The sequence below is a fragment of the Paenibacillus odorifer genome (assembly GCF_000758725.1).
Lineage (GTDB): Bacteria > Bacillota > Bacilli > Paenibacillales > Paenibacillaceae > Paenibacillus_AQ > Paenibacillus_AQ odorifer.
Genome location: NZ_CP009428.1, coordinates 6613720 through 6635372, shown reverse-complemented (window position 1 = coordinate 6635372; position 21653 = coordinate 6613720). Strand labels below are relative to the sequence as shown.

The 21653-nt window shown below is 42.9% G+C and carries 23 protein-coding genes; 16 read left to right on the top strand and 7 right to left on the bottom strand.

All coding sequences use genetic code 11. The annotated features are described in order from the left end of the window. Positions 1 to 9: 9 nt before the first annotated feature. Together PODO_RS29000 and PODO_RS28995 are read right to left on the bottom strand one after the other, a co-directional pair. Positions 10 to 420: a DUF2752 domain-containing protein gene (locus PODO_RS29000; RefSeq protein ID WP_038573826.1), complete on the bottom strand. Its 411-nt coding sequence runs from the start codon at positions 418 to 420 to the stop codon at positions 10 to 12. Further along, positions 401 to 739, bottom strand: coding sequence for a DUF4234 domain-containing protein (locus tag PODO_RS28995; RefSeq protein WP_051491231.1), 339 nt, complete (start codon positions 737 to 739; stop codon positions 401 to 403). The genes PODO_RS29000 and PODO_RS28995 overlap by 20 nt, the downstream gene beginning before the upstream one ends. 221 nt (positions 740 to 960) lie before the next feature. On the opposite strand from PODO_RS28995, the gene PODO_RS28990 reads away from it, so the two are divergent. Continuing rightward, positions 961 to 1302, top strand: a complete 342-nt coding sequence (locus tag PODO_RS28990; protein WP_036682263.1) for a zinc ribbon domain-containing protein YjdM — start codon at positions 961 to 963, stop codon at positions 1300 to 1302. Positions 1303 to 1357: 55 nt separating this feature from the next. Here PODO_RS28990 and PODO_RS28985 read toward each other — a convergent pair whose 3' ends face one another. Beyond that, positions 1358 to 3022 (bottom strand): histidine kinase N-terminal 7TM domain-containing diguanylate cyclase, encoded by a 1665-nt coding sequence (locus PODO_RS28985; RefSeq protein WP_038573823.1) that lies wholly within the window; start codon positions 3020 to 3022, stop codon positions 1358 to 1360. A 284-nt stretch (positions 3023 to 3306) separates the two neighbouring features. Between PODO_RS28985 and PODO_RS28980 the strand changes: the two genes are divergently transcribed. The 10 genes from PODO_RS28980 to hmpA all read left to right on the top strand — a co-directional run bounded on the left by PODO_RS28980 (position 3307) and on the right by hmpA (position 11876). Beyond that, complete coding sequence (locus PODO_RS28980) at positions 3307 to 4365, top strand: LLM class flavin-dependent oxidoreductase (protein WP_036682260.1); 1059 nt, start codon at positions 3307 to 3309, stop codon at positions 4363 to 4365. A 55-nt stretch (positions 4366 to 4420) separates the two neighbouring features. Continuing rightward, positions 4421 to 4885, top strand: a complete 465-nt coding sequence (locus tag PODO_RS28975) for a RidA family protein (protein ID WP_036682469.1) — start codon at positions 4421 to 4423, stop codon at positions 4883 to 4885. A 177-nt stretch (positions 4886 to 5062) separates the two neighbouring features. Further along, entirely contained in the window at positions 5063 to 6097 is a 1035-nt protein-coding gene (locus PODO_RS28970) for a C40 family peptidase (protein WP_036682258.1), read from the top strand. Between the two features lie 193 nt (positions 6098 to 6290). After that, positions 6291 to 6479, top strand: coding sequence for an RNA polymerase sigma factor (locus PODO_RS28965; protein WP_038573821.1), 189 nt, complete (start codon positions 6291 to 6293; stop codon positions 6477 to 6479). Beyond that, on the top strand, positions 6404 to 7297 hold the full coding sequence (locus tag PODO_RS28960) for a sigma-70 family RNA polymerase sigma factor (protein WP_342342263.1): 894 nt from the start codon (positions 6404 to 6406) through the stop codon (positions 7295 to 7297). Before PODO_RS28965 ends, PODO_RS28960 begins: the two co-directional genes overlap by 76 nt. Before the next feature lie 112 nt (positions 7298 to 7409). Next, positions 7410 to 8105, top strand: a complete 696-nt coding sequence (locus PODO_RS28955; RefSeq protein WP_036682255.1) for a response regulator transcription factor — start codon at positions 7410 to 7412, stop codon at positions 8103 to 8105. A gap of 108 nt (positions 8106 to 8213) precedes the next feature. Further along, positions 8214 to 9065, top strand: a complete 852-nt coding sequence (locus tag PODO_RS28950; RefSeq protein ID WP_038573816.1) for a D-Ala-D-Ala carboxypeptidase VanY — start codon at positions 8214 to 8216, stop codon at positions 9063 to 9065. Beyond that, positions 9065 to 9586 carry a VanZ family protein gene (locus PODO_RS28945; RefSeq protein WP_051491230.1) on the top strand — a complete coding sequence of 174 codons (522 nt, stop codon included), beginning with the start codon at positions 9065 to 9067 and terminating at the stop codon, positions 9584 to 9586. Before PODO_RS28950 ends, PODO_RS28945 begins: the two co-directional genes overlap by 1 nt. Positions 9587 to 9624: 38 nt before the next feature. Beyond that, a complete protein-coding gene (locus PODO_RS28940) occupies positions 9625 to 10461 on the top strand; it encodes a YitT family protein (protein ID WP_036682251.1) in 837 nt (278 codons plus the stop codon). 209 nt (positions 10462 to 10670) lie between these two features. Then, positions 10671 to 11876 (top strand): NO-inducible flavohemoprotein, encoded by a 1206-nt coding sequence (hmpA, locus tag PODO_RS28935; protein WP_036682250.1) that lies wholly within the window; start codon positions 10671 to 10673, stop codon positions 11874 to 11876. A gap of 63 nt (positions 11877 to 11939) precedes the next feature. Here hmpA and PODO_RS28930 read toward each other — a convergent pair whose 3' ends face one another. Continuing rightward, the gene (locus tag PODO_RS28930; protein ID WP_038573814.1) at positions 11940 to 13046 is read right to left on the bottom strand and encodes a PdaC/SigV domain-containing protein; all 1107 of its coding nucleotides are present in this window, start codon (positions 13044 to 13046) and stop codon (positions 11940 to 11942) included. A gap of 185 nt (positions 13047 to 13231) precedes the next feature. Beyond that, positions 13232 to 14080: a metallophosphoesterase gene (locus PODO_RS28925; protein WP_038573812.1), complete on the bottom strand. Its 849-nt coding sequence runs from the start codon at positions 14078 to 14080 to the stop codon at positions 13232 to 13234. A 108-nt stretch (positions 14081 to 14188) separates the two neighbouring features. Between PODO_RS28925 and PODO_RS28920 the strand changes: the two genes are divergently transcribed. From PODO_RS28920 to PODO_RS28910, 3 genes are all read left to right on the top strand, one after another. Continuing rightward, positions 14189 to 15010, top strand: a complete 822-nt coding sequence (locus tag PODO_RS28920) for a methyl-accepting chemotaxis protein (protein WP_036682244.1) — start codon at positions 14189 to 14191, stop codon at positions 15008 to 15010. 80 nt (positions 15011 to 15090) lie between these two features. After that, positions 15091 to 15369: a hypothetical protein gene (locus tag PODO_RS28915; protein ID WP_038573810.1), complete on the top strand. Its 279-nt coding sequence runs from the start codon at positions 15091 to 15093 to the stop codon at positions 15367 to 15369. Positions 15370 to 15508: 139 nt separating this feature from the next. Then, positions 15509 to 16630, top strand: a complete 1122-nt coding sequence (locus tag PODO_RS28910) for a nitric oxide synthase oxygenase (RefSeq protein ID WP_038573808.1) — start codon at positions 15509 to 15511, stop codon at positions 16628 to 16630. 121 nt (positions 16631 to 16751) lie between these two features. Here PODO_RS28910 and PODO_RS28905 read toward each other — a convergent pair whose 3' ends face one another. Beyond that, on the bottom strand, positions 16752 to 17393 hold the full coding sequence (locus tag PODO_RS28905) for a TetR/AcrR family transcriptional regulator (protein ID WP_038573805.1): 642 nt from the start codon (positions 17391 to 17393) through the stop codon (positions 16752 to 16754). 187 nt (positions 17394 to 17580) lie between these two features. On the opposite strand from PODO_RS28905, the gene PODO_RS28900 reads away from it, so the two are divergent. Beyond that, entirely contained in the window at positions 17581 to 18333 is a 753-nt protein-coding gene (locus PODO_RS28900) for an SDR family NAD(P)-dependent oxidoreductase (protein ID WP_038573803.1), read from the top strand. Positions 18334 to 18496: 163 nt separating this feature from the next. Beyond that, entirely contained in the window at positions 18497 to 19912 is a 1416-nt protein-coding gene (locus PODO_RS28895) for a hypothetical protein (protein ID WP_038573800.1), read from the top strand. Between the two features lie 67 nt (positions 19913 to 19979). Here the strand turns inward: PODO_RS28895 and PODO_RS28890 are convergent, their stop codons facing one another. After that, on the bottom strand, positions 19980 to 21470 hold the full coding sequence (locus PODO_RS28890) for a peptide MFS transporter (protein WP_038573797.1): 1491 nt from the start codon (positions 21468 to 21470) through the stop codon (positions 19980 to 19982). Positions 21471 to 21653 lie beyond the last annotated feature (183 nt).

Below are 21653 nucleotides of genomic sequence, written 5' to 3'. Positions count from 1 at the left end.
TTGTTGCTGTTAACGAATTACTGTCGGGGCCAAATATTCAAACAGCGGGAGATTCCTCAGTATTCCAAATGTAACGGTCAGAATCAACATTATAGCCATAATTGCCTGGCTAAGAGGCCGGATTTGCTTCTTATTAGTAATCCAATACAACATATACAGAGGTGCTAAAATAAACAGCAACGGGTTAAATCTAAACGCTTGAATAACGTCGAACTTCAGCAAGGAAAGAATAACTCTTGTGACTCCACATCCGGGACAATACAATCCAGTCCATTCATGAAATGGACAAGGGATACTAATCTTGGTTAAGGGTATCCATGCTTTGAGATAAACTACGCCGACGAGACTTAAGGACACACCCCAAAATAGTTTAGGATGTGTCCTTTTATAAGTCGTAAACTTATACCAGTTTATTAACATCGGATTGTACCAAGGCATACGTGACAATACCCAGACCAAAGAGTGTCAGGATCACATAAAGCACTGAATTATCTGACGGGTATTGGCCGCGCTGTCTTTGAGCTTCAGCAATATGTTTACCTACCTGATAGGCCCAAATGAAGCTCCAGATCCCACACGTAACCAACGTTAAAAGAAAATGTTTTCCTCCTGTAAATGTATAGTCCCCACTCAGTTCGCCTACCTCATTGGTTAGAACAATAAACCAATATATTGTATAGAGCCCACATGTAATTAATGACAAAATAATGGCGAATGCAACACTTCTGCGACTAATCATTACTCACTCTCCTATGTATTTACATAAAAATTCGACATTTCCATCTTATTGAATTAGGAAAAAATATACAAGACAATATTTGAGAATTACTGTCCGCTGTCGAAATCTAGACAAACTTACTGCTGATATCTAGTGGAAACCTTACCAAATATGAAATATACTTTTGAGGCTATGCACTGGAACCACAACTAGATTTACATTAACGAATGGAGGACACTTTGATGTCTACTTTGCCAAATTGCCCGAAATGTAATTCAGAATACACTTATGAAGATGGTAGTTTGCTCGTCTGCCCGGAATGTGCGCATGAGTGGAGCCTCGACACAGAGGCTGAAAGCAGTGAAGAGAACAAGGTTGTCAGAGATGCCAACGGAAATATTTTAAATGATGGAGATGCTATAACTATTATTAAAGACCTTAAAGTAAAAGGAAGCTCATCCGTTCTGAAGATAGGAACAAAGGTGAAAAACATCCGTTTAGTGGACGGAGATCATGATATTGATTGCAAAATCGATGGTTTTGGAGCTATGAAATTAAAGTCCGAGTTTGTTAAAAAGATCTAAAAAATAAGAATCAGCTTAACTTCAACAGAAGTAGGCTGATTCTTTATTTTAAACGTTATCTATTAATCTCAACAATCTGATTTCGTCCGGCATTTTTTGCTTGATATAAGGCTTTGTCCACAGATTCGAATAAATCATTTAGTTGATTGGTCAGGCTTTCTGTATATTGAGCTGCAAAATTACTAATGGACAGCAGTCCCATACTAACAGTAATTGATAGGGCATGAGCAACATCCTCTACATGTACTTTATTAGCTTCTATTATAGATTTGATATGTTTTGCCAAGTGGTTTGCTTGTGTTTGATCTGTATTTGGTAAGTATATGATAAATTCTTCTCCGCCATAACGCGCCAGAACATCCGTCTCCCTCAACGTTTTCTTAATTACCTCTACCGTGCTGCAAATGACCACATCACCGATTAAATGGCCGTAATTATCATTCACTGTTTTGAAAAAGTCGATATCCAGAAGGATGATAGCAAAAGGCTGCTTGAGTTTCATATTTTCTATGATCTCATGCTCTAAGTGTAACGTTAAGTAATGACGATTATAACAACCGGTTAAGCTGTCCGTTATGGCCATCTGCTTAAGTTTTTGGTTGGTTTGCGATAGTTCATTCTGGATTTCAGTTAATGCAGCATTACGCTCTTGCAGGGTCTCGTTCTGGTGATTGGTCTCGGCTATGAGGCGATGCAGCTCGCTTCTGTCCTGAAAAGTAAGAATGCGTCCAACCCTGATTCCACCTACCACAATCGGCGCGGCAGTAATGTTAATGTATGCATTGAGTGAGGTGTAGAATAGTTCAACCTCGGTTCTCTCCATGGGCTGGTTCAAGTATGTATGAAGGAATAAATCGAAAGCTCCGGAAGTTTGCTCCATGGGTGCGATGGTCGACACGTCAAAGCGAGCACCGGTTTGTAGATTGATTCTTGGGAAAAGCGAGCGATTGATTTCTACTACAGTCTCACTATCATCCAGTACAAGAATTCCTTCTGTAATGGTGTCAATGATATCCTGATGGGCGATGGTTACGAGATCAAATATTTTATCCCGATGAATAGCAATTACGAAAAAAATTGCCGAGATTAAGATCCCCAGAGAGGTCAGCCCCGGAATAACTGGATCAGATTTAAGCAACACCACATTAAGAAAAACATCCAATAATATAAATACCGTTAGCACCAGCACCCCTTTGAGCACATGAGCAACCTGTTTTTTGATCCGCTGTGTAGTGTTTGAGACTAGGGCTGAATAGATGATATACAGAGAAATCATTACGCTGGTGGTTAAGAAGATAATAAGCAGCCAAAAAATCGGACCATAATATCTTTCGATATATCCGCCGTTCATAGGGAGAACAAAATTTCCGTTTGGATTAGCGATCACTACTACTATGATCAATGCTGCGAGAATGTATAGGATCAGCGTGTTCTTTTTTCGAAGGAGATGTGAATTCCCGGTGAGTAGTACCGTGAACAGAAGCCAGCCAATCGTTAACAGAACCGAGTCGATAAAAGCGAGCTTTACATAAAACAATTGAAACTTGGGATCGTCGGTAGTTTTGATAGCAAATTGACAGAAGGGCCATAACATCATAGTAAAATGAAATACTAAGTATGCTTTATGTAGGTTAGTGATGGTTACAGACGCAAATATGTAGATGAACAAAGCGAACAAAACAAAAAATAATAATAAATCAATCCATGTCATGATATTCATTTCAGTGACACCTTCTCCCACCCGGTTAACAGTTCTTTCATGTTACCTTGAATTTTAATGGTTTGCCATATGATCATTTGTTCTACGAGAACGGCTATTTGTTTAAGAGTGTTTCAACATATTCCTTCAAAATCCTCTATTTGTAAGCGTGGTTTTGCAAATTTTAAGGATGAGTTTCTCGACAAACTGGGGTTGGACAGAATGATTAGCTTTTTTAACCTTAACTTGTGTTATAATCAAACAAACAATTTAAAGAGGAAATTATAGTTAAGGGGGATTTGTAAGTGGAAATAGGAATAAGCACGTTCGTAGAAACAACACCGGATGTCCAGACAGGTGAAGTGATAAGTCATGCGCAGCGTTTGCGCGAGGTCGTAGAGGAGATTGTGCTTGCAGATCAGGTGGGTTTAGATATATTTGGCGTGGGCGAACATCATCGTAAAGATTATGCGGCTTCTTCTCCAGCAGTTTTGCTGGCTGCGGCGGCCTCACAGACGACACGGATTCGGCTAACCAGTGCGGTTACAGTACTTTCCTCTGATGACCCAGTACGTGTGTTTCAGGATTTCGCTACTCTTGATGGAATCTCAAATGGACGCGCAGAGATCATGGCAGGCCGGGGTTCTTTTATCGAGTCGTTCCCGCTGTTTGGGTATGATTTGAATCATTATGATGAGCTGTTCGATGAGAAGCTGGACTTGCTGCTCAAAATACGGGAATCCGAAAAAATAACATGGAGCGGTGCGCACCGTCCTGCCATTAATAATCTGGGGATTTATCCGCGTCCCGTGCAGAATCCTTTGCCAGTATGGATTGGCAGCGGGGGAAATACAGAATCTGTAATTCGTGCGGGGTTACTAGGATTACCGCTTGTGTTGGCTATCATTGGTGGCAGTCCGCTACAGTTTGCTCCGCTAGTGAAGCTCTATAAGAAGGCTGCAGCACAAGCGGGACATGATGTGTCGAAGCTGCCCGTTGCTTCACACTCACACGGCTTTATTGCAGAGGACAATCAGCAGGCTGCCGATATGTTCTTTCCTTCTACGCAAGCTAGTATGAATGTAATTGGCCGGGAACGCGGATGGGGCCAATACACTCGTGCAAGCTATGATGCGGCACGTAGATTTGAAGGCGCTTTGTATGTAGGTGACCCGGAGACCGTTGCTGAGAAAATCATTCACCTGCGCAAGCAAGTAGGCATCACACGTTTTATGCTGCATGTGCCGCTTGGCACGATGCCTCATAAGGATGTAATGAGAGCCATTGAGCTATTGGGTACCCAAGTAGCACCCATTGTTCGCGCTGAAATATCGAGATGGGAAGCAGAGGTTGAAGCTAAGTAGTAACTATGATCTTACTAAATTATTGATGCTGTTGATAATGGAGGGGGAGATGGATATGACAGAGCACACTATAGCGAGCAGACTTGAAGCATTAGGAATTGTCCTGCCTGAGGCTAGTGAACCCGCGGCAAAATACGCTAACTACGTAATTGTTAATGGCTTATGTTTTGTATCGGGAAAAGGACCGGCGGGCCATCCCAAAGGAAAGCTGGGACAAGACTACACTACCGAAGAAGGCTACCATTTTGCACGTTTAACGGGTATAGAGATCCTTGCCGTCCTTAAGACAGCTTTAGGTTCTTTGGATAAAGTGAAAAGAGTAGTCAAAGTTCAAGGCTTCGTTAATGCAGATCCCCTCTTTGAAGAACATCATAAAGTGCTTAACGGTTGTTCAGATTTAATGCTGGAGGTGTTCGGAGACAAGGGTCTTCATGCTCGTTCTGTATTGGGTGCTGTTTCTGTAAGGGACAATCTTCCGCTCATTATTGATTCCATTTTTGAGGTAGAGGAACCTGTCTAGCGGGCTCCATGAGGGCATACTTAAAAAGAGGACTGTGGTACCGAAAGGTGATCGCAGTCCTCTTTTTTTAGGTGCTTATGCTGTAGCTAGATGCTCACCCCAATATTTGTAACAAAACTAATTACCCTTTTTTTAGTAACAATAGGTGCACATATCAATCAACGAGGTGATGACATCATGAAGTTTCAAAAGAAAGCTATGTTACTTTTACTACTTACATCTATGCTCTATACTGCTCCGGCCTATGCGGGGACAACGCCTCAGACTCCGGTTACAGCCGTCTATCTGGATGATCAACAGCTACAATTAGAGGCTCAGCCCTTGCTCGTAAACGATACAGTACTAGTCCCTATGCGCAAGTTATTTGAAGCTCAAGGGGCAAAGATTACTTGGAATAATGATACCAAGACCGTTAAGGCAACCAAGGGAGACCTGGTGCTGACCTATCATATTGGCGATCAAGCAGCGAATAAAAATGGCCATTCCTTAAGTGTAGCCGTTCCCGGCCAGATTGCCGGCGGTTATACGATGATGCCACTGCGTTTTGTCAGCGAAGCTTTGGGCAGCACTGTGAAGTGGGATACTGCTACTCGTGCTGTTCGTATCTACTCGGCAGTGGATTACGATACGACAATTCTATATGGAGTTAATCTGCGAAGTTTGCCAGATTCGTCAGCCCAATCAACGGTTCAGCAAATGTTGTCGGCAGGAGATAAGGTACATGTGGTTAGAGAAGTAGATGCTTTATGGTTAGAAGTGCGAACGCAGGATAACAAGAGTGGATATATCTCTGCTAAACCCAAATATAGCAATTATACGAGTGCTGCTCTTGTAGAGCGGCAGGGAAACGAGCTGCTTGCTTACGGAGAAAAATATCTGGGAACGCCTTATGAATTTGGCGCTGCTACTGACCAGACGTCAACCTTTGACTGTTCTTCTTTTGTAGGACATGTATTTAAGGATATGTTGGCAATTGACCTGCCACGTGTCTCTTACAATCAGGCCAAAGAGGGCAAAGAGGTTGGAATTAACGAGCTGCGCAAGGGGGATCTGTTATTCTTCAGTGCACGTGGACTTGATATTGGACATGTGGCGATTTACGCGGGAAATAATCAGATCCTACATACGTACTCCAAGGAGCTTGGCGTTCATTATGAAGCCTTAAGTGACAAGTGGAAGAAACGTTTGGTGACGGCTCGCAGATTGTTTTAGCTAGGTAATAATTAGGCTATAATTATCACGGTGAATAAGCATCCGAATACATTTGGGGGATGAAGCAGATTGGCTAAGACCATAGTAGAAAAGTTGAAATCCCCTCTCCATTAAAATATATTTGCAGGCATAAAGACGGTTTTTGAGTCTCTTTTCCGTCTATGTTATGAGCTTGATGTTAAGGAGGAAAATAGTGACTTGTACGGACGCAGAACTGGTAGATAAGGTGTGTAAAGGTGACATGGATGCATTCAGTGTACTTATCGGCAAATATTCCAATGCAGTATACGGGGTTGCTTATGGTAAATTGGGTGTTTTCATACCGCACAAGACATTGCCCAAGAGATTTTTGTTAAAACCTATCGCAAATTACCCAACTTGAAGGAGCCTGAGAAACTCGCCAGTTGGTTATATGCGGTTACTGCACGGGAATGCATGGATTGGTTTAGGTCAAATAAAAAGAAAACTGCTTACGAATTCATGCAAAAAATGGAGGTTCCGCAGCTAGAATCTACCGAAGATCAGCTGCTCAGAAAAGAACTCCAGCAAGATGTGTGGAAAGCCTTAAACACCCTATCAGAAGCTAATCGTATAGTCACAATTCTCTACTATATCGACAATTACAAGGTTAGGGAAATCGCCGATTTCCTTGATTTATCCAGCGAAGCTGTTGAGAGTAGACTCCGTAGATCAAGAGCGATCTTAAAAAGGGAGATGTTGAGTACAGTGAATAATAATCTTAGTGAAAACAAATTACAGGACGAATTTAAGAAGAGAGTCTTTCAGGATGAAAGAATGACTGAAACGAATTTTCGCCGTGTGGCTATGGGCCAGAGTGAATTTGATGATATTGATATGCATAAGACAAACTTCTCCAATGTAAATATGGAGGGGACCGGATTCGATAATATTAATATGAGCAGTACCACCTTTAATGACATCAATATGCATTCTGTTAAGTTTAATGAAGTGGGGCTGTGGGAAATAGAGGTTAGTAACAGTGAACTAGGAGAGGCTTATTTCCACGATACTCATTTGTACGGCAAAGGCAATAAGTTTGAGCGATGCCAGCTGAACGGGACATCCTTTGTAGATTGTGATCTTTCGAATGTGGATATAAGAGACTGCAATCTTTCAGGCGTCACAGTAAATGGTATTTCATTAGAGCTATTGTTAGACAGCTATAATAAAAGTAAATAAACTATATAAATCATAGATTTAATTGGAAACCACTTCTTTCTAGGAGTGGTTTTTGAGTTTAGGGTATAATGGATGAAGAGTGTACAGCACAACCTATAGGAGTGAAAAATAGATGAAGCGCATCACCATTTTAATTGCGGATGATGAGGCGGAAATTGCCGACTTGGTGGCCTTGCATTTGCAAAAAGAGGGGTATCATATCCTCAAAGTGTCCGATGGAAGGGCAGCGGTACAAGCCATTGAGTCGCAAACGATAGATTTGGCGATTCTGGATATTATGATGCCGGGGCTGGATGGTTACGAGGTAACCCGCCATATTCGGGAGCATCATCATCTGCCGATTATTTTTCTGAGTGCTAAAACTTCCGATCTTGATAAAATCACCGGACTGGTTATGGGCGCAGATGATTATATGACCAAACCGTTTAATCCAATGGAGCTGGTCGCCCGGGTTAATTCCCAGTTGCGGCGTTCCATACAATTCAGTCAGCCCGCAGCCATAACTAAATCGGTGCTAGAGGTTCGGGGATTGATGATTTCACCGGATGAGCATACGGTTACTCTTTATGGTGAGGTCATAGAGTTAACTCCAAAAGAGTTTGATATTTTGCATTTATTGGTTAGCCATCCCAAGCAGGTGTTTAGTGCGGAGAGCATTTTTCAACAGGTGTGGGGCGATGCTTATTATGAGAGTGGGAACACGGTCATGGTGCATATCCGTACCTTGCGCAAAAAGCTGGGCGAAGACATCAATAAGAATAAATTCATTAAGACGATCTGGGGCGTTGGATATACTTTTAATGGGTAAAGCCAGTGAAGTTTATATATTTTAAGAAAAACTTTATATTTGTCCCGCCTTTTCTTTAAAGTGTCTTCGTTATTCTATTCCTATCAAGGAAATGGGAGGACATTGCTGATGAAGAAGTGGGGCTTTTTGGCGTTGGTTGTGTTGTTGCTTGGGTATGCAGCGGCTCGTTATTTACCGAATACGGGCAATTTAGGATACGATGATAAGATTCGCAAAGAATCTATTACAAATAACAATAGTTTAGAGGTGGTAACACAAGATCAGGTGTATCAAGGGGATTTGTTGCTGGTGAATAGACAATACCCGGTACATGAGGATAGTGTGAAGCCTGATATCGTGACCTTATATGAGCAGGCGGATCTGGTGCAGGGTTATGGACTGCTGGATACCTCGATTCGTTTGTCTGAAAGTGTAGCGCATAAATTCAATAAGATGGTCAAAGCTGCCGAAAAAGAGGGTGTGAATCATTTTTTAATTAGCAGCGGGTACAGGGACTTTGAAGAGCAAGAGAAATTATATCAGGAAAAAGGCTCGGACTATGCTTTACCGGCGCAATACAGTGAACATAATTTAGGATTATCTCTGGATATCGGGTCGTCCCAAGCAGAAATGAGTAAAGCGCCTGAAGGAAAATGGCTGCAAAAAAATGCTTGGAAATACGGCTTTATTCTCCGCTATCCGAAAGACAAAACCGAGATTACGGGGATAAAATATGAACCCTGGCATTTCCGTTATGTAGGGTTGCCGCACAGCGCCATTATTCATGAGAAAGGGCTTGTGTTAGAGCAATATTTGGATTTCTTGAAGGAGAACAAAGAGATTTCGACAACAGTAGACGGTAAAGCTTATACAGTAAGTTATTTTCCGGTATCCAAATACACTACGATCAAAATTCCACAGGAAGGGCAATATATGACTTCAGGCGATAACATGGATGGCATAATTGTTACTACATATTAATGACTAAAGAGCCGAAAAAAAAGTCTGCTATAAACCTTTTGCTGGCAGCGATATTTATCGTCTATATGTATTTTTTAATCCGAATTATTTTATTTAAAGGTGCACCGGTTAACTTATTATCGCTTTTGGATCAAGCGGGACGTATGTTTGAACATCCAGACAGGATTTTTAATCGGCGTGGCAACTATATCCCTTTTAAGGAGATCTCACGGGGGATGGACAATCTGTCACTTTCAGATCCTTTTTCATCTATTAATTTAGTAGGGAATCTGTTGGCTTTTATTCCATTTGGGATCTTGGTGCCTATGCTGTTATCGCAAAAAGTAAGGCTGTTTCAAAGAGTCTTCTTTCTCTCACTGGCGCTGAGCTTCTGTTTTGAATTCACGCAATTAGTATTGTATATCGGTACCTTTGATGTGGATGATCTTATTTTGAACACTAGCGGTGGGGTGGTTGGTTACTGTATCTATAGACTGTTGACTTCTTTCGGATGGATTGCATCTATATCAAAGCGGTGTTAGTATTTGTGGATATAGATCTAGGGTAGAAGGGGCATCGTATGAAAAAGCGTATTTCGGATATTGTTTCCATCATTGTAGGAGCTTTGTTATTCTCCTTGGCCGTTAATTTGTTTGTAATTCCAAACGAGTTCGGTGAAGGCGGGGTCACGGGACTGACTATGATTACTTACTATTTGTATCAGTGGTCACCCGGTATTGTTAGTTTGATTCTTAACGCTTTATTATTAATTGTGGGGTACAAATTTCTAGACAAAACTACGACGGTATACACGATTATTGCGGTGTTTTTCAATTCGTTATTCCTGATTCTTACGAAAAATTGGAATATTGGCAGTGATGAGTTGATAATTAATGCAATATTCGGGGGTATCTTCTCAGGTGTGGGTATCGGGCTGATTATACGAGTGGGTGGAACGACTGCAGGGTCAACCATCATCGCCAGAATCCTACATAAATATTTGGACTGGAACGTTAGTTACGCGCTACTGCTCGTCGATTTAATTGTGGTGTTCGCTTCGTATTTCATCATTGGAGTACAAAGTCTGATGTTTACGATCGTGATGCTCTATGTAGCCACTAAGATAATGGACTTCATTATTGAGGGAGTGAACCCTAAGAAGGCTGTTACGATTGTATCCCAAGAGCAGGACAAAATTGCTGAACAGGTTAATGGAATTATGGATAGAGGCGTCACAGTAATATATGGCCGTGGGTACTATACCAAGACACCTAAAGAGCTGCTGTATATTGTGATTAGCAAGCAGGAAGTGACTATGCTTAAGAAAATCGTCAAATCCATTGATAAAGAGGCATTTATTACCATACACGATGTAAGAGATGTATTCGGAGAAGGTTTTGTGGAGCTGTCAAAATAATAAGATAAAAAGCTATCCCGGAAGCTATAATGGCTGCTTGGATAGTTTTTTTTGATTTTGGGTACGTTATTGTGATGGATATCATTGCAATTATTGGTTCGTTCACATTTTTTCAATTTCCCGTGTGATTGAACGCACACTATGGCATGCGAAGCTTCTATATGCTTTTTATAGAGGAATTAATTTATTGCAGGAAAGAGGGTATTTAGATGTTAGATCAACAAACAATTGAAATCATAAAATCAACGGTGCCTGTCTTGCAGGTTCATGGGAAGACCATCACAACTACTTTCTATCGCATGTTATTTGAAAATCATCCGGAGTTACTAAATATATTTAATCACGCCAACCAACGGGAAGGTAAACAGCAGACTGCACTTGCTAACGCCGTACTCGCGGCGGCAATGAATATTGATCAGCTAGGAAATATCTTGCCTGTGGTAAAACAGATTGCGGAGAAACATCGGGCATTGGGAGTATTACCTGAACATTATCCCATCGTAGGTGAGACTTTGTTAGCTGCCATTGGGCAAGTACTTGGCGATGCGGCGACGCCAGAAATTATTGATGCTTGGGCAAAGGCGTATGGCGTGATCGCAGATGCCTTTATTGGTGTCGAAGCAGAGAAGTATCGTGAGGCTGCCGAAATTCCCGGGGGTTGGAGTGGATTTAGAAACTTTGTGGTTACTAAGAAGGTTAAAGAAAGTGAACTTATTACTTCCTTCTACCTTTCTCCTGAGGACGGAGGGGCTATAGCTTCTTACTTGCCGGGTCAATACATCACGGTTCGTGTTCAGCCTGAGGACGAGGAATACACCCATGTTCGCCACTATAGTTTGTCCAGTGCGCCGGGACAGTCGTATTACCGCATCACAGTTAAACGGGAAGGTGAGGGGCCCGATAAACCGGCTGGTGTCGTATCTACTTTCCTTCATGATGTTGTTCAAGTGGGATCTATATTGGAAGTGAGCTCGCCAGCGGGTGATTTCGTACTAAATAAAGATAGTGATCGTCCAGTGGTTCTTATTAGCGGTGGGGTTGGACTAACCCCTATGGTAAGTATGCTGGAGACGTTAATTGCTACGCAGCCAGAACGAGAGGTAACGTACATTCATGCAGCCATCAATGGAAGCTTGCATGCTATGAAAGAAATGGTGGCGGATTTAGAGCAGTCCCATCCTACCCTACGATCCTATGTATGTTATGAAACCCCAAGTGAAGGAGATACGTTCCATAAAACAGGTTATATTGATCTAGCTTGGTTGCAAGAAGTAACAGACGTAAACTCTGAATTCTATTTCTGCGGACCGACTCCTTTTATGAAGGCGATATATAAGGCTCTTAAGGAATGGAAGGTGGCTGAAGACAGAATTCATTATGAATTCTTCGGCCCGGCTGGAAGTTTGGAAGCATAAGCTGTAAAACCAAAAGAGCGTCCCAGTCCTAATGACTGTGACGCTCTTTTTTACAATAGAAGTTTATTTGAAGGCAGCGAATGGGTTAGTTCCCTTTGGTAATATTGAACTGAAATTAAAGGTGTACGTAGGAATTCCAGCCGCATAAGGGGCAATTTCATACTGTTGGTAGAAGATTGCAAGGCCACTCTCGGAAACGTAGAAGTTTGGTTTTTCTGTTAGTCCGCCAGGTGTATCTGGAAAAGCTAGCTCCTTGGTGCTTTCCTTCAACATTTTATCTAATTTTTGTTTGTAGTTTGGCTCTGCCTTCAGCAGGTCCTTAAGTTCTATTGGTTTGCCGTCTTTCAGCGAGAAGGTAAATCCTTCACGAAGGGCTCCACCATGAGCTCCACCTGTATAACCATACTGATCCGTCACTAAGCTTAGTACACCTTCACGGTTAAAGGAGACAACAAAAGTTTGAGAGAAGTCATATTTATTCTCTATAGTGCCATCTCTATGACTAGCCTGTTCTTCGCTCTCTGCGACGAATTGTTCAGCTTGCTTTTTGAAGATTGCATTAATCTTAGTTTGTACTTCATCTGTTAAGCCGCTGATTTTTGGATATTGCACTTTGATACTAGCATTTTTATTACTCTTATCTAAGGTTTCAGAGGTAATTTTGATGTCATTCATTACTTTTTTACTTAGATCAAGTGATTTCAATGAAGGATTATAAACGCCTTGCACTCCTAAATAGTCAGACAAGAGTTTGAATGGAACATAAATCCGGTCGTTGATGACCTTCACATCATGACTGCCGGTCATGCTATAAATGTAATAGCCATTCAGGGTTGTACTAACACCGTAATCTGAGACCTCCATGTCCAGCTTCATAGAATCGCTGCCCACACTATAAGTTTTAGTGCTTGCATTATAGTTAATGGAAAGGCCAAAAGCATCCCGTAGTACAGTTAAAGGGATCATGGTATTGCCGTTTACTATTTTCGCTTGCTGCGATAAGGTCTGGCCTTTATATTTAAGCACTACAGAGGGTTGCTGTGCGGCTTGTTTTACCGTATTTCCTCCGGTAGTTGCGGCTTGAACTGAAGTTCCTCCTACTAGTCCCGACCCTACAAGCAATACTCCAGCAGCCAAGATGGCTGAGGTCCATTTCATACTTTTATTCATAACTTAATCTCTCCTTCCCAAGGATGGGCTTATGTAGTTGCAATATGATATTTTTTCCTCTATCACTCCTACAATTATACCTAGGTCCTAAATAGATTTGATTACAAAGGCGGTTACAGTGTTGTTGCATAGATATGCAAAAGGTATATACTTTTTAACCATTTTGTACGATTAAGACACTAGCATTAAGAATGTAAAGTAATTACGGTGAGCTCGGGGCGACAATTAAAACGAACAGGCATACGAGTTACTCCTATCCCGCGAGTGGTATAGACCTGAAGTTGGCTGTTGGGCAGTTGATATAATCCGCTTGAATATTTACTTCCGTGAGGCGGGGTATATAAAGCTCCTACAAATGGGAGTCGCACTTGTCCTCCGTGGCTATGGCCAGACAATTGCAGATCTATAGGCAGCTTGCAAAAGTCATCGGCGAAATCAGGTTCATGGGCAAGGAGAATTGTGCAAACCTCTTCCGGGATATGAAGCAGCGCTTGGGCAATGTCTGCTTTTCCGACCCAAGGATCATCTATTCCGGCAATATAGAGCTTGTCCGTACCTTGGGTTAAGACGATATGTTCATTATGGAGCACGTGGAAGCCCGATTGTGTTAGCCCTTTCGTTACAACCTTTCTGGTCCCAAAAGCATCATGATTTCCTAATACTGCATATTGTCCAAAGGGGGCCCGCAATTGAGAGCACAAGGCTACGGCTTCTGAAATATAATCGGCTGAATGATCTAATAAATCGCCGGTGAAACAGATCAGATCTGGATTTACATGTTGAATTTGCTGCGCTAACTCCGTTAAAGCTTGCGGCTTGGAATATACCCCCTGATGTAAATCACTAAAATGAACGATACGAAATCTATCGAAGGCTGGAGGAAGTCTAGGAAGTGTAATATCTACATATTTGATTTCCAGCCAGTAGGGTTCGATCCAATGTGAATAGATGCCGGATGCACCAGCTGTCCCAAGAAGCCCTAGAGTCAATTGAGCGCTTTTCTTTAGAAATTGTCGTCTGCTAATAGTATTCATAAACAAATCATACGTGGGGATTGTTACTCTACTATGACAATATTCATTTAATAACCCATTGTGACGATAAAACTACATATACATTTTTTTTATATGGGAGATGAAGAGATGAGTATTATCGATGCCTTAGTCCTCGCAGCACCTTATTTCAAAAAGATTCATTCGCAGGATATTATGATTGGAATCACGGACAGGGAGATCTTCCATTATTACGCACCAAGTAAAGTTATTGATCTCGGATTGGTTAAGGGTAACCCTATCCCTCCTGAAGATCTGTCGCTTTCAAATGGACTGAAAGGTATAGCAAGCTCTAACCGAATCCCAGCAGAAATTTATGGAGCTCCTGTAATCTCAACATGTGTACCTATCTACGGAACGGATGATGATGTAATCGGGGTTTTTGCCATTGCCTATACACTAGAGAACGAGAATAAGCTTGAAGGATTCACAGATGAGATTAATGAGATAAGCAGTCATCTAATGGAGATGGTGCAGAGCGTAGCTGCCCAATCTCAGGAATTATCAGCTACTTCCCAGCAAATATTGGATAACACGCGTAGAGCCGTAACGGAATCACAAGAAGTGAATAAGGTTGCCGGCTTCATTCGTGAGATTTCTGAGCAGACGAACCTGCTTGGGCTGAATGCGGCAATCGAAGCCGCGCGTGTAGGAGAGCAAGGGGCAGGTTTTGGGGTGGTTGCTACGGAAGTACGCAAACTATCCGTTAACACTAAAGAAGCAACCCATAATATTGAAAAATCACTGAGTGATGTTCAAAAGTCCATTAAGCAAATGGAGCAAGAAATTGAAGCGATCTCTGCTTCTTCACACTCACAAGCAGAATTGGTCACTGAATTCAGCGGTGTCATTGAGCGCCTGAATAAAGCGAGTAATGAAATGACGTCCTTTATGCAATCCATTATCCAGTAGATAGTGAATGCATAAGATTACTTCACCCAAACCATGCTAGAAGAGAACAGGCGCATTTCAGAAGGGAGCGTATTTCATTTATGAAACAACCCGATTCCAGTCTGCAAGCGAATGACAATGTAACTCAAGCCAAAAATTCTTTGGGCAAGCTTCATTTCTCTGTCTCTCAGGCACTTAGTCATCCAACAGAACAGACTTTGGCACAGGCTGAGAACCGCCTGGCACATACTGAGCAGGCGATTCAGCAAGCTCAGGACTGGCTAGGTCCTCAAGGTGTGGAGTTGGCTGAAGAACTGTTGACCGAGGATAAGAGCAGACTTGCCTCATTGAATAAGCAAGGGAAACGTTCAGAGCGCTAAATGGTCCTGCCGCAACCTGTGAAGCTCCAAGCTTCACGGGTTGTTCTTATGCGCTGTTCCCTGAAAGATGTGGCATAGGAAGAGGGATGTTATACTGGATTGAGAGTTTAAGCAAGGGTTTAGATGGGGGATAAGGGATATGGATGGCAAGCACATCGAAGAATTAACCCGGCAGGCGGAAGTTTTCATTCGACAATGTTACGCTGAACTAGACAAGTCTGAAGCCGAGACGGATCATCGCATCCTAGCCGTACATGAGGAAATTAACCAATCAGGCAGTTACACACATACAAAGGAAGAATTAGCGCATGGTGCAAGAATGGCCTGGCGCCACAATAGCAGCTGCATTGGGCGTCTTTTTTGGCAATCCATTGAGTTAATCGATGAACGCCAAGCAGAGACTGAGGAACAAGTTGCTGAAGCGTTGCTGCGACATCTGGAAAAGGCGAACAACGGAGGACGTATTCGTTCACTCATCACGGTCTTCCGCAGCGGGGAAGATCCGAATCGGCAGATTCGGATCTGGAACCACCAATTGATTCGTTATGCCGGGTACCCTGGCGATGAAGAACACGAACGCGCTGGCGATCCGGCATCGGATGAATTCACAAAAATATGCCAGCAACTAGGTTGGCAAGGAACGGGTGGCGATTATGATGTGTTGCCGTTAGTGATCAGTATTGGCAACGGGCATCCCTACGTTTTCCCCATTCCTGATCACTTCATTCAGGAGGTACCGTTAACACATCCTGAAATTGAACGTTTTGCTGAGCTTCAGCTTCGTTGGTATTCTGTACCCATTATCGCGGACATGCAGTTGGAAATTGGCGGTATTCTGTACACGGCTGCTCCTTTTAACGGTTGGTACATGGAGACTGAAATCGGCTCGCGTAACTTGGGGGATACCGGACGATACAACACTTTGCCAGCTATAGCTGATGTGATGGGACTGGATCGCTCCAGCAATACAACGCTTTGGAAGGATCGGGCGCTTCTTGAGCTGAATCGCGCAGTGCTGCATTCCTTCAAGCAAGCAGGTGTCAGCATCGTGGATCACCATACAGCAGCTGATCAATTTGTTCGATTCCAGCAACAGGAGAACGAGCAGGGGCGCAAAGTCTCAGGGCGCTGGTCCTGGCTGATTCCGCCTATGTCACCCTCGTCTACACCGATTTGGCATGATCGTACGTTAAAAGAATATGATTTCAGCCCTCGTTTTCTTTATCAACAATCACCCGTGGCAACCTGCCCATTTCACTAGCAGACGAAGGCAGTATAGGTCGCAACTTGAATCTGGATAGAGGCATTTTCCTTGGAAATGTCTCTTTTTGTTTGACTATAGAAAAAGCGCCAAGTTCCCCTCCTAAGGAAACTGGCGCTTTTTAGGCTTTTAAATGATCCAGAAAAATTTGTTTGAGCAGCTCAAGCTGATCGTCGGAGTCTAGATCCGATTCCAGCAGGAGAATATTTTTTTTCATCGTTAGTTTTCTGGAAAAGAGGGCAAAGCTATTCATGAGCGTAATTAAGGTCTCTTTTACGGGGAGACCCGCACGAATAGAACCGTCTTCTACCCCATTTTGAATGATTCTGGAATATTCATGCCAAATTTTGCGGTTGAGTGCATTGAAACTCAGAACATCCTCAACAGGCTCACTTGAGTGTGAGGCGTAGCTTTCGAAATTGACCATAAAAATAATATTTAGATGATTCTGATCCTGAATAAAGAAATCAAATAATTTCTCGATTTGTTCAAGACAAGTAAGGGGCAAGTCCGCTACGTATTTAAAATGATCGAGCATAGGCTCCAGCATTCGGGTGGCTACAGCCACTATGAGCTTTTCTTTTCTGGGAAAATAGCGAAATAACGTCGCAATCCCGATGTTGGCTTCGCTTGCGACATCTTGCATCGTCGACTTTTCGATTCCTTTTTGTGATAATACTCGTTCTGCGGATTCGAGGATCGTAATTAATCGTTGCTGCTTACCATCGGATCTTTCTTTTTCGTATCGTGTTTTAGGATTCATGAGGGCTAGACCCTTCCATTTTTTGATTGGGATTTTCAATTATTAGTATTATATCCACCGTTTATTGGATTAAGCAAGGAGTGGTTGTAGTTCTTTTACAAAAATGATATGATGTATATCACAGCGATAGTGTGACTATCATCACTCAAATATTATATCACAATACGATTATAGAGGAGACCTAATTATGAATCGTCTAACTAATAAAGTAGCAATTATTACAGGTGCAGGCAGTGGCATGGGCCGTGAAGAAGCCCTTTTATTGTCCAAAGAGGGCGCTACAGTTGTGGCAACTGATATTAACGAGGCTGCCGTACAAGCAGTTGTGAAGGAAATTGAAGCAAATGGTGGACAAGCAGCAGCTTATGCACATAATGTGGCTTCCGAAGAAGACTGGATCAAGGTTGTAGAAGATGTGATTAGCAAGTTCGGGAAAATCGACATTTTGGTAAACAATGCAGGGATCTCATTCCCGGTTCAATTGCTCGAATCCACTGTTGATCAATGGAACAAAGTAATGAACATCAACGTGAGCAGCGTATTCCTTGGCATGAAGCATGTTGTTCCTCAAATGAAGAATAATAAAGGTGGTTCTATCGTTAATATTTCATCCATCGCAGGTTTGACTGGCAGCAGCGGTGCTGGTGCTTATACAGCTTCTAAAGGTGCAGTTCGTATGCTAAGTAAAGCAGCAGCTGTAGACTTTGGTAAAGATAACATTCGTGTGAACTCTGTTCACCCAGGATTTATCGAAACCCCAATGAGTGCTGAATTTGTAAATAACGAAAAAATGCATAGCTTCTTTATGTCTCAGACTGCGCTGCCACGTGTTGGTCGTGCTTCTGAAGTAGCTGAAGCTGTATTGTTCTTGGCTTCTGATGAAGCTTCTTACATTACAGGTGTTGAGCTGCCGGTTGATGGCGGAGTCGTAGCTAAATAATAATCTTTAATTAAGAAACACTAAGAAGCCGTCCCATACGTAGATTTTCTCTACGCGCGGGACGGCTTCTTTTGCTGTTTTAGGTCCATTTCTACCGAACATTAGCCTACACCCCTGCATACCATATAGCACTCGGATAGTAGGAGAAGGGTGTGGTGCAGAGATGGGCATCCAGTTAACAGCGCTCCATTATGTATATCTGGCATTTATCATATTTATAATGGCACTTCTGATCAAGAGACGGGACACAACGATGATCTGTATTGCGGGCATCTTTGTACTTGGGTGGTTAGCCACGGAAACCGTCAGTGGTTCAGTCACAGGTGTATTCAACTCTTTTGTATATGCAACCAAGGAGCTAATGGGTACGATCATGATTATTTCGATCATAGTAGCCATGAGCCGGGTATTAACACGCACGGGGATTAACGAGATCATGGTTGCTCCACTTACCCGCTTTTTGCGCACACCGTTCATAGCCTTTTGGGGGATCGGTCTGATTATGATGGTCACCTCATGGTTCTTCTGGCCTTCACCCGCAGTGGCCTTGATCGGGGTTGTGCTGCTGCCGGTTGCCATTCGAGTGGGACTGCCTGCTCTTGGAGCGGCGATGGCAATGAATTTATTTGGCCACGGGATTGCACTCTCAGGTGATTATATTATTCAAGGTGCGCCTAAATTAACAGCAGATGCGGCAGGACTTCCAGTGACCAGTGTCATGGAGGCGAGTGTTCCGCTTGTAATTGTTATGGGCGTGGTGACTACGATAACGGCGTATTGGATGATGCGCAGAGATCAGAAGAAGGGAACTTGGCGAGACGGGCTTATTGCCGGGAAAAGTGCCGGGAGTGCGTTATCTGCAGAGAATGATACGGCAGAGGATCCAGCGGTGATTCATCCAGCATTGAAAAAATGGCTGGCCATCGCCATTCCCATCCTGTTTTTAGCCGATGTAGCAGGCATGTTCCTGCTCGATTTGCAGGGTGGAGATGCAACTGCCTTAGTTGGTGGAACTGCGGTATTCATTTTGGTTGTAGTCACCTTGTTGGCACATCGTAATAAAGGATTGGAGCAAGTAACTTCTTATCTGATTGATGGACTTACGTTTGGCTTCAAAGTATTTGGTCCTGTGATACCGATTGCCGCTTTTTTCTATCTGGGGGATTCGGCGTTTGCTGAATTATTCGGCAAGGTGCTGCCCGCCGCATCTCAGGGGATTGTAAATGATCTAGGGGTCGCTCTAGCTCATAACGTCCCTCTGAACGGCGCTGTGGGTGCAGTAACCGCGACCATAACCGGAGCCATTACAGGCCTAGATGGTTCAGGGTTCTCGGGCATTTCACTTGCCGGGTCCATTGGGAAATTGTTTGCGGTGGCCACACATTCCGATGCGGCGACTTTAACTGCGCTAGGTCAGGTAGCTGCAATTTGGGTAGGTGGAGGCACGCTGATTCCGTGGGCATTGATTCCGGCCGCCGCTATTTGCGGAGTAAGCCCCTTTGAGCTGGCGAGACGGAATGTTAAGCCTGTATTGATTGGGCTGGTAGTCACGACGATTGTCGCCATGTTTCTGGTGTAGAGGTTGGATAACTATAGGAAACCAAAAAAAGGCTGCCGAGAGAATCTCGGGCAGCCTTTGGGTGTGTTTAATGTATCCCTTTCATGAAATTCTGAATTTTGGAAGAGAATAGGAAGAGGACAAGCGCAAGGAGAAGGGCCACTCCGCCAATTACTCCAAAATACATCATTTCGGTATCCGGGGTATAGAACTTCACAATCTGAGCATTAATTGCTTGGGCAGCGGCATTCGATAAGAACCACATACTCATCATTTGAGCGGTAAAAGCCGCCGGTGCCAGTTTGGTCGTTGCTGATAAACCCACAGGGGACAAGCATAACTCCCCGATTACGATGATAAAATAGCTGAGTACCAGCCATAATGGATTCACAAGTGAATTAGCTCCACCGAAATAAGCAGGTACTAGAATCACCAGGAAGGATAAACCTGCAAACAATAAACCAAGCGAAAACTTTTGCGGAATCGAGGGTTGACGGTTACCGAGCTTTAACCACAACCAGGCAAATATAGGTGCAAGAGTGATAATAAACAGCGGGTTAAGCGATTGGAACCAAGCAGGAGAAATGTGTAAGCCTGCAAAATCCAATTGGGTCCGTTTATCGGCAAAACTAGCTAGAACTGTGGAAGTCTGCTCTTGAATCGCCCAGAACATAATCGATGCGATAAATAAAGGAATGTATGCGAGAATTCTTGACCGTTCAACGGCTGTTGTTTTGGGACTGCGGTACATCATAATGAAATACATCGTAGGAATAAGTAAGCCTAATACCCCTACTATTTTTATTAATGTTTCAAAGGTAAGCACTCCGGTAAGAATGCCGATCGTAATCAAAATTGCAAGTACAACTAATCCTACACCAATCCAAGTAAAGATTTTTTTCTTCTGATCTGCAGGAATAGGGTTGTGTACAATCGTACCGGCCAGACCCAGATTTTTTGTGCGAGTCATAATATAAACGACTAGTCCAATAAACATTCCGACTGCGGCAATCGAGAAACCTAGATGGAAATTATTCATGCCTACTGCGCCAACAATTAGTGGGGAGAGAAATCCTCCCAGGTTGATGCCCATATAAAAAATGCTGAAGGCAGCGTCACGGCGGTTATCCTGTTCGCTATAAATTTCGCCGACAATACTTGAAACATTGGGTTTCAGTAGACCCGTTCCGAGTACGATTAAAACCATCGAAGCAAAAAATAATGTGGTATTGCCTGGAATAGCCAGTAGTATATGCCCGAACATGATTAAAACGCCGCCGTAGAAAACAGCCCTCGAAGTTCCGAGAAGCCGATCTGCAAGCCAGCCTCCGATGATCCCTGACATATATACAAGCGATCCATAGATAGACATAATAGAAAGTGCCATATCTTCAGGTAATCCGAGGCCGCCTTGGCTCACTTCATAATACATGTAGTAGACAAGGATAGCTCGCATGCCATAATAAGAGAAACGCTCCCAAAATTCTGTGAAGAAAAGGGTGAAAAGTCCCTTAGGATGTCCGAAGAAACCCTTTTGAGGGACACTATCTACTATTTTTTGCCGGTCTGTTACTGCCATGAATCAAATCCTCCTAGATGACAAATATCTATATATCATGATGCAAACGCCTCTATTTTATTTATAATCCTCTCCTGTCTAAGACCGCAACCCTTGGGCAGGAAGGTTTTGAATAATGCCATATTTTTTAGTAATATTTCCATTAGATCAATCGAACTTGCTTTTATTGTATTTATTTGACTG

Bases quoted from the DNA above. Each gene is read 5' to 3' on its own strand.
- PODO_RS29000 (WP_038573826.1), bottom strand. From the start codon at position 420: ATGTTAATAAACTGGTATAAGTTTACGACTTATAAAAGGACACATCCT.
- hmpA (WP_036682250.1), top strand. From the start codon at position 10,671: ATGTTAGATCAACAAACAATTGAAATCATAAAATCAACGGTGCCTGTC.
- PODO_RS28940 (WP_036682251.1), top strand. From the start codon at position 9,625: ATGAAAAAGCGTATTTCGGATATTGTTTCCATCATTGTAGGAGCTTTG.
- PODO_RS28920 (WP_036682244.1), top strand. From the start codon at position 14,189: ATGAGTATTATCGATGCCTTAGTCCTCGCAGCACCTTATTTCAAAAAG.
- PODO_RS28895 (WP_038573800.1), top strand. From the start codon at position 18,497: ATGGGCATCCAGTTAACAGCGCTCCATTATGTATATCTGGCATTTATC.
- PODO_RS28985 (WP_038573823.1), bottom strand. From the start codon at position 3,022: ATGAATATCATGACATGGATTGATTTATTATTATTTTTTGTTTTGTTC.
- PODO_RS28910 (WP_038573808.1), top strand. From the start codon at position 15,509: ATGGATGGCAAGCACATCGAAGAATTAACCCGGCAGGCGGAAGTTTTC.
- PODO_RS28925 (WP_038573812.1), bottom strand. From the start codon at position 14,080: ATGAATACTATTAGCAGACGACAATTTCTAAAGAAAAGCGCTCAATTG.
- PODO_RS28890 (WP_038573797.1), bottom strand. From the start codon at position 21,470: ATGGCAGTAACAGACCGGCAAAAAATAGTAGATAGTGTCCCTCAAAAG.
- PODO_RS28905 (WP_038573805.1), bottom strand. From the start codon at position 17,393: ATGAATCCTAAAACACGATACGAAAAAGAAAGATCCGATGGTAAGCAG.
- PODO_RS28915 (WP_038573810.1), top strand. From the start codon at position 15,091: ATGAAACAACCCGATTCCAGTCTGCAAGCGAATGACAATGTAACTCAA.
- PODO_RS28950 (WP_038573816.1), top strand. From the start codon at position 8,214: ATGAAGAAGTGGGGCTTTTTGGCGTTGGTTGTGTTGTTGCTTGGGTAT.
- PODO_RS28930 (WP_038573814.1), bottom strand. From the start codon at position 13,046: ATGAATAAAAGTATGAAATGGACCTCAGCCATCTTGGCTGCTGGAGTA.
- PODO_RS28955 (WP_036682255.1), top strand. From the start codon at position 7,410: ATGAAGCGCATCACCATTTTAATTGCGGATGATGAGGCGGAAATTGCC.
- PODO_RS28995 (WP_051491231.1), bottom strand. From the start codon at position 739: ATGATTAGTCGCAGAAGTGTTGCATTCGCCATTATTTTGTCATTAATT.
- PODO_RS28970 (WP_036682258.1), top strand. From the start codon at position 5,063: ATGAAGTTTCAAAAGAAAGCTATGTTACTTTTACTACTTACATCTATG.
- PODO_RS28990 (WP_036682263.1), top strand. From the start codon at position 961: ATGTCTACTTTGCCAAATTGCCCGAAATGTAATTCAGAATACACTTAT.
- PODO_RS28945 (WP_051491230.1), top strand. From the start codon at position 9,065: ATGACTAAAGAGCCGAAAAAAAAGTCTGCTATAAACCTTTTGCTGGCA.
- PODO_RS28975 (WP_036682469.1), top strand. From the start codon at position 4,421: ATGACAGAGCACACTATAGCGAGCAGACTTGAAGCATTAGGAATTGTC.
- PODO_RS28900 (WP_038573803.1), top strand. From the start codon at position 17,581: ATGAATCGTCTAACTAATAAAGTAGCAATTATTACAGGTGCAGGCAGT.